Origin of the sequence: Qipengyuania sp. (genome assembly GCF_043423005.1) — a bacterium.
Lineage (GTDB): Bacteria > Pseudomonadota > Alphaproteobacteria > Sphingomonadales > Sphingomonadaceae > Qipengyuania.
This window is the reverse complement of the sequence record NZ_JBHWMI010000065.1, coordinates 12,600-27,796: the sequence shown is the minus strand read 5'-3', so window position 1 is coordinate 27,796 and position 15,197 is coordinate 12,600. Positions and strand designations below refer to the sequence as shown.

The 15,197-nt window shown below is 65.7% G+C and carries 15 protein-coding genes and 1 tRNA gene; 6 read left to right on the top strand and 10 right to left on the bottom strand.

Annotated elements, in window-relative coordinates:
- Positions 1-31: 31 nt before the first annotated feature.
- From ACHFFA_RS10010 to ACHFFA_RS10000, 3 genes are read right to left on the bottom strand one after another with little or no spacing between them, the layout of a single operon-like run.
- On the bottom strand, positions 32-1,066 hold the full coding sequence (locus tag ACHFFA_RS10010) for an SPOR domain-containing protein (RefSeq protein ID WP_394270703.1): 1,035 nt from the start codon (positions 1,064-1,066) through the stop codon (positions 32-34).
- A gap of 49 nt (positions 1,067-1,115) precedes the next feature.
- A complete protein-coding gene (locus tag ACHFFA_RS10005) occupies positions 1,116-1,712 on the bottom strand; it encodes a hypothetical protein (RefSeq protein WP_394270702.1) in 597 nt (198 codons plus the stop codon).
- Positions 1,713-1,741: 29 nt separating this feature from the next.
- A complete protein-coding gene (locus ACHFFA_RS10000) occupies positions 1,742-2,458 on the bottom strand; it encodes an AAA family ATPase (protein ID WP_394270701.1) in 717 nt (238 codons plus the stop codon).
- Positions 2,459-2,670: 212 nt separating this feature from the next.
- Here ACHFFA_RS10000 and ACHFFA_RS09995 point away from each other — a divergent pair, with 212 nt between their 5' ends.
- Together ACHFFA_RS09995 and ACHFFA_RS09990 are read left to right on the top strand one after the other, a co-directional pair.
- A complete protein-coding gene (locus ACHFFA_RS09995; RefSeq protein WP_394270700.1) occupies positions 2,671-3,609 on the top strand; it encodes an SPOR domain-containing protein in 939 nt (312 codons plus the stop codon).
- Positions 3,606-4,880, top strand: coding sequence for a DUF418 domain-containing protein (locus ACHFFA_RS09990; RefSeq protein WP_394270699.1), 1,275 nt, complete (start codon positions 3,606-3,608; stop codon positions 4,878-4,880). Before ACHFFA_RS09995 ends, ACHFFA_RS09990 begins: the two co-directional genes overlap by 4 nt.
- On the opposite strand, the gene ACHFFA_RS09985 is transcribed toward ACHFFA_RS09990, so the two are convergent.
- From ACHFFA_RS09985 to ACHFFA_RS09970, 4 genes are read right to left on the bottom strand one after another with little or no spacing between them, the layout of a single operon-like run.
- Positions 4,877-5,374, bottom strand: a complete 498-nt coding sequence (locus tag ACHFFA_RS09985; protein ID WP_394270698.1) for a DUF2721 domain-containing protein — start codon at positions 5,372-5,374, stop codon at positions 4,877-4,879. The genes ACHFFA_RS09990 and ACHFFA_RS09985 overlap by 4 nt on opposite strands.
- Before the next feature lie 5 nt (positions 5,375-5,379).
- Entirely contained in the window at positions 5,380-6,801 is a 1,422-nt protein-coding gene (gene der / locus ACHFFA_RS09980; protein ID WP_394270697.1) for a ribosome biogenesis GTPase Der, read from the bottom strand.
- A 48-nt stretch (positions 6,802-6,849) separates the two neighbouring features.
- Positions 6,850-7,134, bottom strand: a complete 285-nt coding sequence (locus ACHFFA_RS09975; protein ID WP_394270696.1) for a DUF3297 family protein — start codon at positions 7,132-7,134, stop codon at positions 6,850-6,852.
- Positions 7,135-7,174: 40 nt separating this feature from the next.
- The gene (locus ACHFFA_RS09970) at positions 7,175-7,354 is read right to left on the bottom strand and encodes a hypothetical protein (protein WP_394270695.1); all 180 of its coding nucleotides are present in this window, start codon (positions 7,352-7,354) and stop codon (positions 7,175-7,177) included.
- A gap of 144 nt (positions 7,355-7,498) precedes the next feature.
- On the opposite strand from ACHFFA_RS09970, the gene ACHFFA_RS09965 reads away from it, so the two are divergent.
- Positions 7,499-7,583: transfer RNA gene (locus tag ACHFFA_RS09965), tRNA-Leu, on the top strand.
- 64 nt (positions 7,584-7,647) lie between these two features.
- Positions 7,648-9,258 carry a trigger factor gene (gene tig / locus ACHFFA_RS09960; protein WP_394270694.1) on the top strand — a complete coding sequence of 537 codons (1,611 nt, stop codon included), beginning with the start codon at positions 7,648-7,650 and terminating at the stop codon, positions 9,256-9,258.
- Between the two features lie 62 nt (positions 9,259-9,320).
- On the opposite strand, the gene ACHFFA_RS09955 is transcribed toward tig, so the two are convergent.
- Positions 9,321-10,766 carry a cation:proton antiporter gene (locus ACHFFA_RS09955; RefSeq protein ID WP_394270693.1) on the bottom strand — a complete coding sequence of 482 codons (1,446 nt, stop codon included), beginning with the start codon at positions 10,764-10,766 and terminating at the stop codon, positions 9,321-9,323.
- Between the two features lie 282 nt (positions 10,767-11,048).
- On the opposite strand from ACHFFA_RS09955, the gene ACHFFA_RS09950 reads away from it, so the two are divergent.
- The gene (locus ACHFFA_RS09950; RefSeq protein WP_394270692.1) at positions 11,049-11,765 is read left to right on the top strand and encodes an ATP-dependent Clp protease proteolytic subunit; all 717 of its coding nucleotides are present in this window, start codon (positions 11,049-11,051) and stop codon (positions 11,763-11,765) included.
- A 218-nt stretch (positions 11,766-11,983) separates the two neighbouring features.
- A complete protein-coding gene (gene clpX, locus ACHFFA_RS09945; protein WP_394270691.1) occupies positions 11,984-13,249 on the top strand; it encodes an ATP-dependent Clp protease ATP-binding subunit ClpX in 1,266 nt (421 codons plus the stop codon).
- A gap of 264 nt (positions 13,250-13,513) precedes the next feature.
- Here clpX and ACHFFA_RS09940 read toward each other — a convergent pair whose 3' ends face one another.
- Positions 13,514-14,494, bottom strand: coding sequence for a cation diffusion facilitator family transporter (locus ACHFFA_RS09940; protein ID WP_394270690.1), 981 nt, complete (start codon positions 14,492-14,494; stop codon positions 13,514-13,516).
- A gap of 4 nt (positions 14,495-14,498) precedes the next feature.
- A complete protein-coding gene (mtgA, locus tag ACHFFA_RS09935; protein ID WP_394270689.1) occupies positions 14,499-15,167 on the bottom strand; it encodes a monofunctional biosynthetic peptidoglycan transglycosylase in 669 nt (222 codons plus the stop codon).
- Positions 15,168-15,197 lie beyond the last annotated feature (30 nt).

Here is a 15,197-nt window from a genome sequence, read left to right as displayed (position 1 = left end):
TCCTCGCTCCGCCTTCCTCCTCCGTCCTCCCTCAACTGGCCGCGCCGGCCGGCCGCGTGGCTGCTGCCATGCCCGGGCTGGCGTCGCTGCGGGCCGCCCTTCGTGCCTGATGCGACACGGCGGGCAGGGCGGCAGGGATCGCCTGCACCATTTCCGATCGCACGAAGCGGGTGCCATCGACGACCGTGAAGGCCGGCCCATCGGCAAGCGCGGCTTCGCCTTCGTCCATCGGCGCGATGCCGACGGACTGTTCGAGGGCGGGAAGCTCGCTTGCCAGCGCGAACGCAGGCGCCGGGGCTTCTTCGGATTTCGCGGCCGCCTCGGCGGCAAGCTGTTCGACACCCGGATTGTTGCCGAGCGCGAGCATCGCCGGCTGGCCCGCATCGGCGCCAATCTCGACACCCAGAAGCTGGGCCACCCGCACCCGCGAATAGCCTTGCTGCGCCAGCGCGCCCCATTCGGCCATACGATTGCCCAGTTCGCCCGCGGCGACATCCTGCGCCGCCATCAACCGGGCCTCGCGCCAGTGCCCCGCCAAAGCGTAGGCGTAGGCAAGGTTCTGACGCATGGTGACGGTGTTCTGGCCCGCGCGAATGGCATCGGAAAGCACGTAGATGCCGCGCTGCGGCTGCCCGGCCAGCGCGACCGCGAGGCCGAAATCGGCCGGGTCGAGCACCTCCTCGAACCGGTCCAGCGTGGCTGCGGCGGCGGTCTGGTCGCCCATGCCGATCTGCGCCAGAGCCAGGCTGATGACGGTGCGCGGCGAAGTATCGCCCAGGGTCACGGCATCGGCAAAGCTTGCCGCGGCGGAGAAGAAGCGGCCGTCTTCGACATAGGCGTGGCCGAGCAGCACGCGGGTGGCCGCATCGCGCGGTGCGGCAAGCACCGCGGCTTCGGCATGGCGGACTGCCTTGCCGCCCTTGCCCGCTTCAAGCGCCATCTGCGCCTTGGCGACCGAAGCTGAAGCGGCGGGGGCGACCTTTCCGGTACAGCCGGCCAGGGCCGCGCTCGCGAGCGCAGTGGTGAGGGCGAGGCGGACGAAGGTCTGCGTGCTGGAATTGGTCATCATCGTTCCCCTTTGGGTTCCCGCATGCGGCAGGCTGCCCGGCCCCGGTTCAGTTCGGCTCGCGGCTTACCTGCGCGGCCAGAGCGGCGATTTCGGGCATTTCGGCCAGCACGCTGTCGAGCGCATCGCTGACCAGTTGCTGCGCGCTGGTGCCCCGTACGGTGCAGGCGAGCTTGAGCATCAGGTGGCGCTGGGCATCCAGACGCAAGGTGAAGGCGGCCCGGCGGCTTTGGCGCATCACCGCGCTCGCTCGCGGAGCGGAAGACGAAGCCGGACCGGTGGCGGCAGGGCGCGACATTGCAGCAGCGCGGGATCCGCCCTCGAGCTTCTGCGCGATCCGGTCGAGCGAATCGCGCACGTCGTTCCGGGCCGGCTGGTCGCCGCGATCCTCGCCGTTGCCGCCGATCGAGATCACCTCGGCGAAGCGATAATCGTTGGCCGGATCGGCCCGCGGCCCGTCCGCCGGTGCAGGGTAGCTCATCGCTTCTTCACCCATGTCGTTCCATCCCAGGTCTTCGAGGTTGGCCGCCGCCGCCGCACCGTCGATCGGGCCGGCAATCGTCGATTGCGGGCGCATCGCCGGTTTCGCGCCGCCCTTGCGGGCCAGCAGCGTGGAGGAAAGCGAAGCGAAACTGGCGTCAGTCATCTGGCAAGCCTCCGCCGTCCAAGGTGCGCTTATTGTGCCACCCGGCGGCCAAAGCCACCGGCGGGGCGATAGGCTCCGGGAACCACGGATTGCGAGTTCGGAGCGGCGAAGACGGTACGCCGGAAATTCTTTTCCAGCCGGTCCGCGATGTATTTCCACAAGGCGGTGACCTCGGCTGCCGAGCGGCTTTCGGGGTCCACCTCCATCACCGTGCGCCCGTCGATCATCGACGCGGCGAAATCGGTACGGTGGTGCAGCGTGATCGGCGCGACAGTGCCATGCTGGCTGAGCGCGACCGCGGCTTCCGAAGTGATCTTGGCCTTGGGGGTGGCCGCGTTGACCACGAAGATCAGCGGCTTGCCGGCCCGTTCGCACAGGTCGACCGTGGCGCCCACGGCGCGCAGATCGTGCGGGCTGGGCCGGGTCGGCACGACGATCAGTTCGGCGACCGAGATGACCGACTGGATCGCCATCGTGATGGCGGGCGGCGTGTCGATCACCGCAAGCTTGAACCCCTGCTGGCGCAGAATCGCCAGATCGTTGGCAAGACGCGCCACCGTGGTCTGTGCGAAGGCAGGCAGTTCCGCCTCGCGTTCGTTCCACCAGTCGGCCAGCGAGCCCTGCGGGTCGATATCGATGAGGACCACCGGCCCGGCGCCCGCGCGCTGGGCCTGGACGGCCAGATGTCCCGAGAGCGTGGTCTTGCCCGATCCGCCCTTCTGCGATGCCAATGCCAGTACCCGCAAGGCTGGTCCCCCTGATTGCGCCTGTTCGTTACGCTGCCGCGTTGATGCGGCTGGTTCGACATCGGGAATCGCAGACTAGAACTAATTTTGCGTTAAACGCCGCCCGGCTTTCGTACTCGTGCAAACGCCAAGGGGGCGATCCTTGCCAACCATCGCGGGCGCGCTATCCTGTGCCACAGGGAGGGACGAGGGTCATGGCGCGAGGGGCAAGGATGCGTGGCAGGGGATGGGCGCTCGGCGCTGCGCTGATCGGCCTCGCCGCCCCGGCCTTGGCCGATACGCAGGCCGGGGTCGCCGCGTGGGAGGCGGGCGATTACGAGCGCGCAGTCCGTGAATGGGAAGGCCCCGCTGCCGCCGGCGATGCCGATGCGCAGTTCAACCTTGCCCAAGCCTATCGCATGGGCCGGGGCGTGCCCGAAGACGCGGCCATCGCCGAGGATCTCTATGCGGCATCGGCGGCCCAGGGCAACCTGCGCGCGGCGGACAATTACGGCATCCTGCTTTATCTGCGCGGCGAACACGAGGCGGCCATCCCGCTGGTGATCGAGGCCGGCGCGCGGGGCGATCCGCGGGCGCAGTATCTGCTGGGCACCGCCTATTTCAACGGCGATCCGCTGCCCCGGGACTGGCCGCGCGCCTATGCCTACATGACGCTGGCGAGCAACGCCGGCCTGCCGCAGGCGAAAGAGGCGCTGGTGGCGATGGAAGGCCACCTTTCCCCGGCCGACCATGAAAAGGCAGCCGGGCTGATCCGCACCTTGGGCGGTTCGGCGCAGGGCAACAGGCTGGCGTCCGGTCCTCGCACCGCGAGTGCGGTTCCTGCCACCGCGCCGGACGCTTCGGTTGCCGCCGCACCGCCGCCCCGGCGGGAGGCAAGGCCCGCCCCTGATGCCTCGACGAGGGCTCCTGTACGGCAGGCTGCATCGGGTCCATGGCGGGTCCAGCTCGGCTCGTTCGCCGTCGCCGGAAACGCGGCGCGAATGTGGACCAAGGTCAAGGGCCGGCCCGAACTTGCCGGCCGGCGCCCGCTGGAACAGCGCCGCGGCAAGCTGACGGTCCTTTATGCCACGGGCTTTGCCACGCAAGCCGAGGCGCAGCGAACCTGCCGCGCGCTCAGCCAGCGCGGGATCGATTGTCTGGTCACCCGGTGAGCAGTCACGCCAGCGCGACGCCGGACGCCCCCCGACCCGTTAGCGACCCGGCAGAGCGCATCGCCGCCCTCGATGTGGTGCGCGGGCTGGCGGTGATGGGGATTCTTGCGGCAAATATCGTCGGTTTCGGACAGCCGTTCCAGGCCTATCTCTATCCCGGAGCCTTCGCCGTACCCCATGGCGAGGCGGCGAGCTGGCTATGGGTCGCCCAGTTCGTCTTTATCGACGGAAAGATGCGCGGCCTGTTCACCTTGTTGTTCGGCGCGGGCCTCTATCTGTTCATGGAAAAGGCGTGGGCTCGCGGCGCAACCATCGGGTTGCAGGTGCGCCGGCTGCTGTGGCTGGGCCTGTTCGGTGCCATCCATTTCTTTCTGATCTGGCGCGGCGATATCCTGTTCCTCTACGCGGTTGCCGGTCTGGCCGCGCTGCTCTTCATCAAAGCGCGCCCTCGCAGCCAGTTTGTCATCGGCCTGATCGGCTATCTGGCCGGCGCCCTGATCTATGCCGCGCTGACGATTCCCATGCAGCTGGTGGCCGATAGTCCGGCAGCAACGGCATCACCGGACATGACCGACATTCGCTCCGGACTGGACCAGGAAAAAGAGGTCGATCTGGCCGACGCGAAGGTCGAGCTCGGTCTGCACGAAACCGGCTCGTACCTCGATATCGTCAGGCATACGATCACGGTCCATTGGTCCGACCTGGCGATCTCGTTGCTCATGTTCGCCTTCGAGACCCTGCCGCTCATGCTGATCGGCATGGCGCTCTATCGCCGCGGCCTGTTCGGCGGCGGCTTCGATGCGCGCAAGTTGCGGCTGTGGGGCTGGGCGGGGCTGGCGCTGGGCGGCGCATTGAGCCTGCTCATCGCTTTGCGCACATTGGACGCCGGTCTCACCTATTACGGCACGCTTGCGGCAAGCTTCGGCTGGGCGGCGATCCCGCGCCTGTTCATGACGCTGGGCCTGTTCGTCCTGCTGGCCCAGTGGGCCGCTGGCGCGCGAGGCTGGCTGGCTGAACGGGTATCTGCGGCGGGGCGGGCCGCGTTTACCAACTACCTCGGGACGTCGATCCTGATGATGCTGGTGTTCCACGGCTGGGCCGGCGGGCTGTTCGGCAAGCTTGGCCGGGGCGAGCTGTATCTGGTGACGATTGCGACCTGGGTGCTCATGCTAGCCTGGTCGAAGCCGTGGCTCGAACGCTATCGCTACGGGCCGCTCGAATGGCTCTGGCGGTGCCTTACCTACGGGCGGCGGTTCACCCTGCGGCGCTAGCGTCCCCGCCGCATTCGCAGCCGTTGCCCGTTGCGCCGCGCCGCCGTGCGGGTCTCCATCACGAACGACCCCAGCCCGCCGACCAGGAACAGCATCGTCAGCATCCACATGCTGGCCACCAGCGTGCCGAGCGGGAAGGTGACGAAGGCGCTGACGAACAGCAGCATGATGACGATGCTGATGGTCAAAGCCGCCGCCGTGCTGAGCATCACGGCGCGCTGGGCGAAGACCCGCCGTTTCTCGAGCGCGGGAAGATCGCCGACGAGTTCGCCGTCCTCGTCCGCTTCGCCGGCTTCGCGGGCGAGCCGGATACGGTCGATCCGTTCGGCTACCCAGATCAGGCGGTTGGTCATGACGTTCATCACCGCACCGATTGCCGCCAGGAGGAAGGCCGGCGCCAGGCTGAGCTGGACGACGTTCTGCACCCGCAGGGTCGAACTGGTGCGTTCGATCAGATCGAAATCGAGCGCCATCGCGACAAGCAATTCAGGCATCGCACTTACCCGCCGGCATAAGGGTTCTTGGGCGATTTCAGCACGACCCGGATAGGCACGTGTTCGAAACCCAGTTTCTCGCGGATGCCGTTCACCAGATATCGCTCGTAGCTTTTCGGCAAGGCGTCGAGGCGGGTACCGAAGACCACGAACCGCGGCGGCCGCGTCCCGGCCTGGGTGATATAGCGCAGCTTGATCCGCCGACCGCCCGGGGCCGGCGGGGGGTTCGCCGCCAGGGCATCGTCGAACCAGCGGTTGAGCGCCGCGGTGGGCACCCGGCGCGACCATTCCTCGCGCAGGGTGAAAGCGGCACCCAGCATCGTGTCCAGCCCCTTGCCGGTCCGCGCCGACACGGCGAACAGCGGCACGCCGCGCAGCTGTGCCAGCCCCTCGCCCAGAGCGGTGCGGATGCCGTTGAACAGCGCGCTGGCGTTCTCGGCCACGTCCCATTTGTTAATCGCGATCATCAGCGCGCGACCTTCTTCGAGGACGAGGTTGGCGATCTTGAGGTCCTGCGATTCGAGCCCGCGGGTCGCATCGAGCAGCAGCACCACGACTTCGGCGAAGTCGATCGCGCGTCGCCCGTCGGCGACCGAGAGCTTCTCGAGCTTGTCGACCACCTGGGCACGCTTGCGCATCCCGGCGGTGTCGACGAGATGGATCGCACGGGTCTCGCCCGAGGAAGGGTCGCGCCAGGTCCAGTCGACCGCGATCGAATCGCGGGTGATGCCGGCTTCGGGTCCGGTCAGCAGGCGATCCTCGCCCAGCAGCCGGTTGATCAGCGTCGACTTGCCGGCATTGGGCCGCCCGACGATCGCCAGCTTGAGAGGGCCGCGGGCTACCTCTTCCTCGTCAGCGTCGTCGAGGTCGGCCGGTTGCGGCGATGCATCGCTTTCGTCCTCGAACCCGCCTTCGGCTTTTTCGCCGATCACCGGCCATAGCCCGGCGAACAGGTCCGCCACACCCTCACCATGCTCGGCCGAGATGCCCAGCGGTTCGCCCAGCCCCAGGCTGTAGCTTTCGAAGATCCCGGCTTCGCCCGCCTTGCCTTCAGCCTTGTTGGCGACCAGCACCACCGGGACCGACTGGCTGCGCAGCCAGCGGGCGATCTCCTCGTCCAGCGGAGTAAGACCCGCGCGCGCATCAATCACGAACAGCGCGGCGTCAGCGCCGGCAAGGCTCGCTTCGGTCTGCTGCCGCATCCGCCCGGGCAGCGAGGCGGCATCCTCGTCCTCCCAGCCGGCGGTATCGACGATGGTGAATTCCAAGCCCGCAATCTCGGCATCGCCCAGACGCCGGTCACGGGTGACCCCGGGCTGATCGTCGACCAGCGCCAGTTTCTTCCCGACAAGGCGATTGAACAGGGTCGATTTGCCCACATTGGGGCGACCGATGATGACGACGGTGGGTTTTTCGCGCGCGGGCATGACCTGCGCCAAGTGGCGGGTTAGCCCGGTAATGGCAAGGCCGCCGCCTCAGTCAGCGCGGGCGACGGGGGCATCCTCGCCCAGATCCTCGAACCACGCCTCGACCGGACCAGTCAGCTTGAGGGTGAGCGGATTGCCCTTGCGATCGACGGTCTTGCCTGCCTGCACCCGGACCCAGCCTTCATCGATCGAGTATTCCTCGATGTCGGTCCGCTGGCGTCCCTTGAAGCGGATGCCGACGCCGCGCTTCAGCACCTCGACATCGAAATGCTCGCTCCGCGGATTGACCGAAAGGCGGGTGGGCGGAAGGTCGGGCTTGTTGCTGTCGCTCATGGGGCGGGGCCGATACTGGCACGTCCCGCGTCGGGCAAGATCAATCGGGCGGCATCGGCGTTTCGGGCGGGGTCTGGGCCGGATTGTCGATGTCCGGCGCGGGCGGGGCGAAGCCGGGCGGATCCTGCACCGGTGCCTCGGACGGCGACGGGCTGCCCGGCATTTCCTGCGGGGCGCCGGGGTCGATGGTGTCGGGACCGGGATCGGGTTGGGTGGCCATGACGCAAATTCTCCTCTGTCCGTGCGAACGAGCAGCACGGGCGAGCCGTTCCCGCGCGACGCTTGCCCTTTTGGTGCCATGCGACTAGAGGCACGCGCCTACACGCGCGGTGCCCGTCACCGATGCGCAGCTTCGTTCGGGCTAGCGGGCGTGGCGGAATTGGTAGACGCGCTGGTTTTAGGTACCAGTATCGAAAGATGTGGGGGTTCAAGTCCCTTCGCCCGCACCAATTTCCGCCCCGGCGCGGGCCTTCATGCCATTTGTGACAATGACCTAGCCACGAGATTTCATCCATGCAGATCAAAGAAACCACCAACGACGGTCTGAAGCGCGCCTTCGCGATCACCATTCCCGCCAGCGAGATCGAAGGACGGGTCGAACAGGAAGTCCGCAAGATCGCGCCGCAGATCAAGATGCCCGGTTTCCGTCCGGGGAAGGTGCCGGCGAACCTCGTGCGCAAGATGCATGGCGAACAGCTGCACGCGCAGGCGGTGAACGACGTGATCCGCGAATCGGTCGACAAGGTAATGACCGACAATGCCCTGCGCCCGGCGATGCAGCCCAAGGTCGAGATGGGCGAAGGTTACGAGGCGGGCAAGGACGCCACGCTGACCATGGAACTCGAAGTACTGCCGCAGGTCGAGGCCCCCGATCTCGAAGGGCTCAAGCTTGAACGGCTGACCGTTCCGGTCGACGAGGCCCAGGTGGACGAGACGCTGCAACGCATCGCGGGCCAGAACAAGAGCTACAGCGATGCCGGTGACGGGCACAGCGCGCAGGACGGCGACCAGCTGATCATCGATTTCGTCGGCCGGGTCGACGGCGAGGAGTTCGAGGGCGGCAAGGCCGAAGGCGCGCCGCTGGTGCTGGGTTCGGGCCAGTTCATTCCCGGGTTCGAAGAGCAGCTCGGCGGCGTGAAGCCGGGCGACACCAGGACCATCTCGGTCACCTTCCCCGAAGATTACCAGGCGAAGCACCTGGCCGGCAAGGCGGCCGAGTTCGATGTGACCGTGCAGGCGGTCAAGATCGAAAGCGAAACCAGCCTGGACGACGATTTCGCCAAGAACCTGGGCCTTGAAAGCCTCGACAAGCTGCGGGAACTGGTGCGGGGCCAGCTCGAGCAGGAGACTGCCGGGCTCACCCGCACGCAGATGAAGCGCGCGCTGCTCGATCAGCTTGCCGCCGGGCATGACTTTGCCGTGCCGCAGGGCATGGTGGATGCCGAGTTCGACCAGATCTGGTCGCAGTTGCAGCAGGAAGCTTCGCGCAGCGACGATCCCGAGGCGATGCACCAGGAAATGGAAGCGGAGAAGGACGATTACCGCCGCATCGCGGAACGCCGGGTGCGGCTCGGCCTGCTGCTCTCGGAAATCGGCCAGAAGAACAATGTCCAGGTGACCTCCAACGAGATGAGCATGCTCATCCAGCAGGCTGCACAGCAGTATCGTCAGGAAGATCGCCAGCGCTTCGTCCAGTACATCCAGCAGGAGCCGATGGCCGCAGCGCAGCTTCGCGCTCCGCTATACGAGGACAAGGTGGTCGACTTCCTGTTTGACAAGGCCGAGATTACCGATCGCGAGGTGACCCGCGAGGAACTCGAAGCCGCGATCGAGGCGGACGAGGACACCGGCGCCGCCGCACAGGGGGCCAAGCCGGCCGACAAGAAAAAGGGTGCCAAAGCCAAGGACGGCGACAAGGCCAAGGAGCCGGCTACCAAGAAGGGCAAGGCCAAGCCGGCCGAAGAAACCTCGGCGGACGACAAGCCGAAGGCCAAGAAGAAGTCGGCCAAGAACGCCGACGCGCCCGCCGCCGAGGGCGAGCCGGCCAAGAAGGCCAAGGCAGCACCCAAGGCCAAGGCTGACAAGGCTGCGAAACCGGCCAAGGCGGCCAAGTCCGAAGGCTGACGGCGGCCACCACCATTCTCAGGTCAGAATAACGGGGCGGGGTCTGGCGATCCTGCCCCGTTTCAGTTGGTTGCGGGGGCTGGCCCGTCGCCGGCCTTGGCATCACCTGTAGCATTGCCTGTCGGTACCGCGGCGTTCCGGTCGCCGCTCTCGCCTTCGGCAGCCTTCTCCTCGACATCCTCGATCACGGCTTCGGCTTCGAGGATTTCCGGACTCTCGCCTTCGAAAACATGGCTCCCCCGCCGCTCGACCGCCTTGATGATCGGCGCCGCGAGAACACCATGGACGATGATCGAGGTCAGGATGATGAAGCTGGCAATCGCCCACAGGTCGCCGATCTGCGTGATCTCGCTGTGGTTCTGTGCATAGGACAGGTAATAGATCGACCCGATCCCCCGCACGCCCAGGAATGCGATGGCGGATTTGCCCAGCCACGGCAGATCGGACCGCGATTCCGCGATCAGGCCGGCGATCGGGCGGATGACGAAGATGAGGGCAAGACCCAGCCACACTTCGGGCCAGGTCAGTTCGTCGAGCACCCCGCTCGCCAGCATCGCGCCAAAGCCGAACAGCACCGCGACCAGCACGATCTGTTCGATCTGGTCGACGAAATGGTGGCTGATCTTGTGATACCGGCTCTTGCCCTCCTGCTGGCGGATCGTCACCGCGGCGATGAACACGGCCAGAAAACCGTACCCCTCGAACAGTTCGGCAAGCCCGTAGGCGAGGAGGATCGTGCCAAGGGTAATGAGCCCTTCATTGGTCGAGGTTTGCGCCTGATCGCCGGTGTCGGGTTTCTCGATCTCCTCAAGCGGGGCATCGGCTTCCTGCTCGAAAACATACCACGAGCCGACCCGGCCCACCACGTAGCCCATCGCAGCACCGGCGAGGATCCTCCAGACAAGGTCGATCGCCGCCCATTCGAGCGTCCACATCCCCAGCGAGGTCATTCCGACAGCGGCAATCGCCAGGTGGGTGAAAGGGAACGCCAGCCCGTCGTTGAAGCCCGCCTCGGCGGTAAGGTTGAAGCGCACATCGTGCCGCTTGTCGGCCCCCGGGGGGCCCACCTGCACGCTGCGCGCCAGGACGGGATCGGTAGGGGCCATCGCCGCGCCCAGCAGGATTGCACCCGCAGGCGCAAGACCGATCGCCCACCACCCCATAAAAGCGACCGCCGCGATAGTCAGCGGCATCGCGATCAGCAACAGTGGCCAGATCTGCCGCCAGTTGGCCCAACTCGCTGGACGATCGATCGCCACACCGGCCGCCATCAGCGAGGCGATGACGATGAATTCGGTCACGTATTCAAGTGTTTTCGCATCGAATTCGTCGCTGGCCGGATTGAAAGGCGGCAAACCGAGCGGGAGCGACCATACGGCATAGCCGATCGCGACATAGACGATCGGCAGCGACAGCGAAATGCGGGTGAGAATCTTTTCGAGCGATACGGCAAGCGTAAGACCCGCTCCGAAAAGGACAAACAGCAGCAAACGGGGATCGAGTTCCATCATGGCTTAGCCCCGACCGGCGCTGTAGGTTCCCATCTTTCGCAACAGTGATGTTGATGTCTCGGGCGGCGGCGGCCGATCCGTCCTGCCTCGCTACGATAATGTTCAGGAAAATCGTGCATGGCGCAGGACCTTTCGTGCGCTAATTACGCTTCCTTCACTCCAAGGCGCGCATTGCCCTTGCATTATCGACGGTATCGGCCGCCCCGCGGTCTCGCCCCTCTTGAACCTTGCGCGCACTATCGCGAAATAGGCGCCGCTTCACTCCACACGAGGATTTTCATGATCGATCTGTTCGCCGGTGCTGCCCATTCCACCCAGGGCCAGTTCACCCATGACCCCGTCACCGGGGCGCTGGTGCCGACCGTGGTCGAGCAGTCGAGCCGCGGCGAACGCGCCTTCGACATCTTCTCGCGCCTGCTGCGCGAACGGATCGTCTTCGTGACGGGCCAGGTCGAGGACACTATGGCGTCGCTGATCGTGGCGCAGCTGCTGTTCCTCGAAAGCGAGAACCCGTCCAAGCCGATCTCGATGTACATCAATTCGCCCGGCGGGGTGGTCACGGCTGGCATGGCGATCCACGACACCATGCAATACATCAAGCCGCGCGTTTCGACCGTGTGCATCGGACAGGCGGCCAGCATGGGCAGCTTCCTGCTTGCCGCGGGTGAGCCGGGAATGCGGATCGCGCTGCCCAATGCCCGGATCATGGTTCACCAGCCATCGGGCGGGGCGCGCGGCATGGCGTCCGATATCGAGATTCAGGCGCGGGAAATCCTGCGCATCCGTCAGCGGATGAACGATCTTTACGTGAAGTATACCGGCAAGAGCCTGACCGAGATCGAAAAGGCGATGGACCGGGATACCTTCCTCGAGGCCGACGAAGCGATGCAGTTCGGCATCGTCGACAAGGTCTTCGAAGCCCGACCCGAAAGCGAGGTCGGCGGCGGCGAAGCCGCGGGCGAGGCCGATAAGGGTTCGGGCGGCGCGCCGGAATAGGCCGCGCCCCACATTATCGGGACGCACATGGGTGCGTCCCATCATGACCGGCCCGACCGCAGGGTTTGGGCAACCTTGCCACTTCATCTTGTGGCAAGGGGGGTGAGCTACCTATGAGGTTGAACCATTCCGTCCGTGCCCTATTCTGGGCGAATCCGTAGTCCCGGTTCACCGGACGGATACCTTGGGCGGCTAGGTTTGGCAGGGCAAAGCAGGATATGACCAAATTGACCGGAACCGATAGCAAGTCCACGCTGTATTGCAGCTTCTGCGGCAAGTCGCAGCACGAGGTGCGCAAGCTCATCGCAGGGCCGACGGTGTTCATCTGTGACGAATGCGTCGAGCTTTGCAATGATATCATCCGAGAGGAAACCAAGGCCGGGATTTCCGGGCGCAAGGAAGGCGATATTCCGCCGCCGTCCGAAATCTTCCAGACGCTCAACGATTACGTGATCGGGCAGGACCGCGCCAAGCGCGTGCTGTCGGTCGCGGTCCACAACCACTACAAGCGGTTGAAGCATGCCGGCAAGTCGGGCGATGTCGAGCTGGCGAAGTCGAACATCCTGCTGATCGGGCCGACCGGTTGCGGCAAGACCTTGCTGGCGCAGACTCTGGCCCGCACCTTCGACGTGCCGTTCACGATGGCCGATGCCACCACGCTGACCGAGGCGGGCTATGTCGGCGAGGATGTCGAGAACATCATCCTCAAGCTGCTTCAGGCGTCCGACTACAACGTCGAAAAGGCGCAGCATGGCATCGTCTACATCGACGAGATCGACAAGATCACCCGCAAGGCGGAAAATCCCTCGATCACCCGCGACGTGAGCGGCGAAGGCGTGCAGCAGGCGCTGCTCAAGCTGATGGAAGGCACCACCGCCAGCGTGCCGCCGCAGGGTGGGCGCAAGCATCCGCAGCAGGAATTCCTGCAAGTCGATACGACCAACATCCTGTTCATCTGTGGCGGGGCTTTCGCCGGCCTTGAAAAGATCATTGCGGACCGCCTGCAGAAGCGCAGCATCGGGTTCGGCGCGCATGTCGCCGATCCTGACAAGCGCCGGGTCGGCGAGCTGCTTGAAAAGGGCGAGCCGGAAGACCTGCTCAAGTTCGGGCTGATCCCCGAATTCGTCGGCCGTCTGCCGGTGATCGCCACCTTGCGCGATCTCGATATCGATGCGCTGGTGACGATCCTGACCGAGCCCAAGAATGCGCTGGTCAAGCAATATGCCAAGCTGTTCGAGCTCGAGGACGTGGCCCTGACCTTCAAGGACGATGCCCTGCGCACGATCGCGGAGAAGGCCATCGAGCGCAAGACCGGCGCCCGCGGCCTGCGTTCCATCGTCGAAGGCATCCTGCTCGACACGATGTTCGACCTCCCCGACATGGACGGGGTGACGGAGATCGTGATCGACAAGGACGTGGTCGAAGGCAAGAAGGAACCGATCCAGGTCCACGGTCCGAAAACGGAGAAAGAGGAAGCCGCCTGACGGGGGCGCTACCTCTTTCTTTCGCGGCACGCGTCACCGGTTGGCGGGGTTAGGCCTGCGGACCCTTTCGACGAGTGGCGACAACCCGCTGATCGTAGAATTGGTAGGCTGGATCCACTGGAGCAAGGCGTTGAAGGCGCGGTGCCGGCTGCGGTCCGCCGATCAGTGCAACGGCAAGGCTGGCGCCAACATCTTTGAGCACTGATGATCCGATGAACCGGGCACCGATCGCCCCGATGCGCTTGTATGTCGCAGCGCCTCCCCTCAGGCCCGGCAGACCGTTTCGCAGTGCGCCGCTGACTGTTCGACCTGCACGGTCGTGTGCCCGATGCGGTGATGGTGCTCCAGTTCTTCGGCGATTTCCCGCAGGAAGGTGTCGCCGGGGTGGCCTTCGGGCATGAGAAGATGCGCGGTAAGTGCGGTCTCGGTGGTGCTCATCGGCCAGATATGCAGATCGTGCACCCCTGCCACGCCCGGCAGGCTGGCAAGATAGGCCCGCACCTCGCTTTCCGAAATGCCCTTGGGCACCGCGAGCATGCTCATCGCGACGCTGTCCTTGAGTAGCCCCCAGGTTCCCCACGCGATCACCGCCACGATCACCAGGCTGACGGCCGGGTCGATCCACGCGGCGCCGGTCGAGATGATCAGCAACCCTGCAATCACGACGCCCAGGCTCACCAGCGCGTCCGCGGCCATGTGCAGGAAGGCGCCGCGAATGTTGATGTCGTCCTGTCCGCGCAGGAAGAGCGCCGCGGTGCCGGCGTTGACGAGGATGCCGATGCCGGCAACGATCGCCATCGTTTCGCCCTGCACGGTGGCCGGCTGCGCCATGCGGTGCAGCGTCTCGTAAAGGATCGCGCTGATCGCGACGAGGAGCAAACCGGCATTGGCCAATGCCGCAAGGATGGTCGAACTCTTCAGCCCGTAGGTGAATCGCCCCGTTGCCGGACGACGGGCCGCCACGCTCGCGCCCCAGGCCAGCAGCAGGGCGAGCACGTCGGACAGGTTGTGCCCGGCATCGGCGATGAGGGCCATCGATCCGGCATACCAGCCATATCCTGCCTCGATGACGACGAAGGCCGAATTGAGCAGGATGCCGATCAGGAACGCGCGACCGAAATCGGCCGGGGCGTGGCTATGCGCGTGACCATGCCCATGCTCGTGCCCATGCCGATGTTCTTCGGCGGTGTCCGCACCGTGATCGTGCGGCTGCCGGGCCGGCAAGGGATCCTGCGCTGCGTCCATCGGACTACTGATAAACGCAGGCGTCGAGCCCGTCACGGGCGACGATGCCGATGCGTCTCGAAATGGAATTGCCGTGCCGGGCGAGCCAGCCCCGTGGGTTCTTGACCGAGCGTTCCTTGGGCAGGGGCAGGGCCGCGGCCATGCGTGCCGCCTGCAACGGCGTGAGATCGCCGGCGCTCTTGCCGAAATAGCGCCGCGCCCCGGCCTCCACGCCATAGGTCCCGATGCCGGTTTCAGCGACGTTGAGATACACCTCCATGATCCGCCGCTTGCCCCAGATCTGTTCTATGAGGACGGTGATCCAGGCTTCCAGTCCTTTACGGAAATAGCCACCCCCCTGCCACAGGAAGACGTTCTTGGCGGTCTGCTGGCTGATGGTCGATCCGCCGCGGATGCGCCCGCCTTCGGCGTTGCGGCGGATGGCGTTCTCGATCGCCTCGCGGTCGAAGCCGTCATGGGTGCAGAACTTCCCGTCCTCCGCCGCGATGACGGCGCGCACCATATCGCGGTCGATATTGGCGAGCGCGGTCCATTCCTTGGCGATGCCGTTGCCGTCAGCCACCATGGTCGCGGTCACCGGGACGGGGACGACCTTGAACAGCAGGACGAGCGCGAGGCTGAGACCGATGAACCCGACGACGAGATAGAAGATCGAGCGGATCAGCCAGCGCATCGCCGGCTCATACGAAAAAGCGGCCGCCCG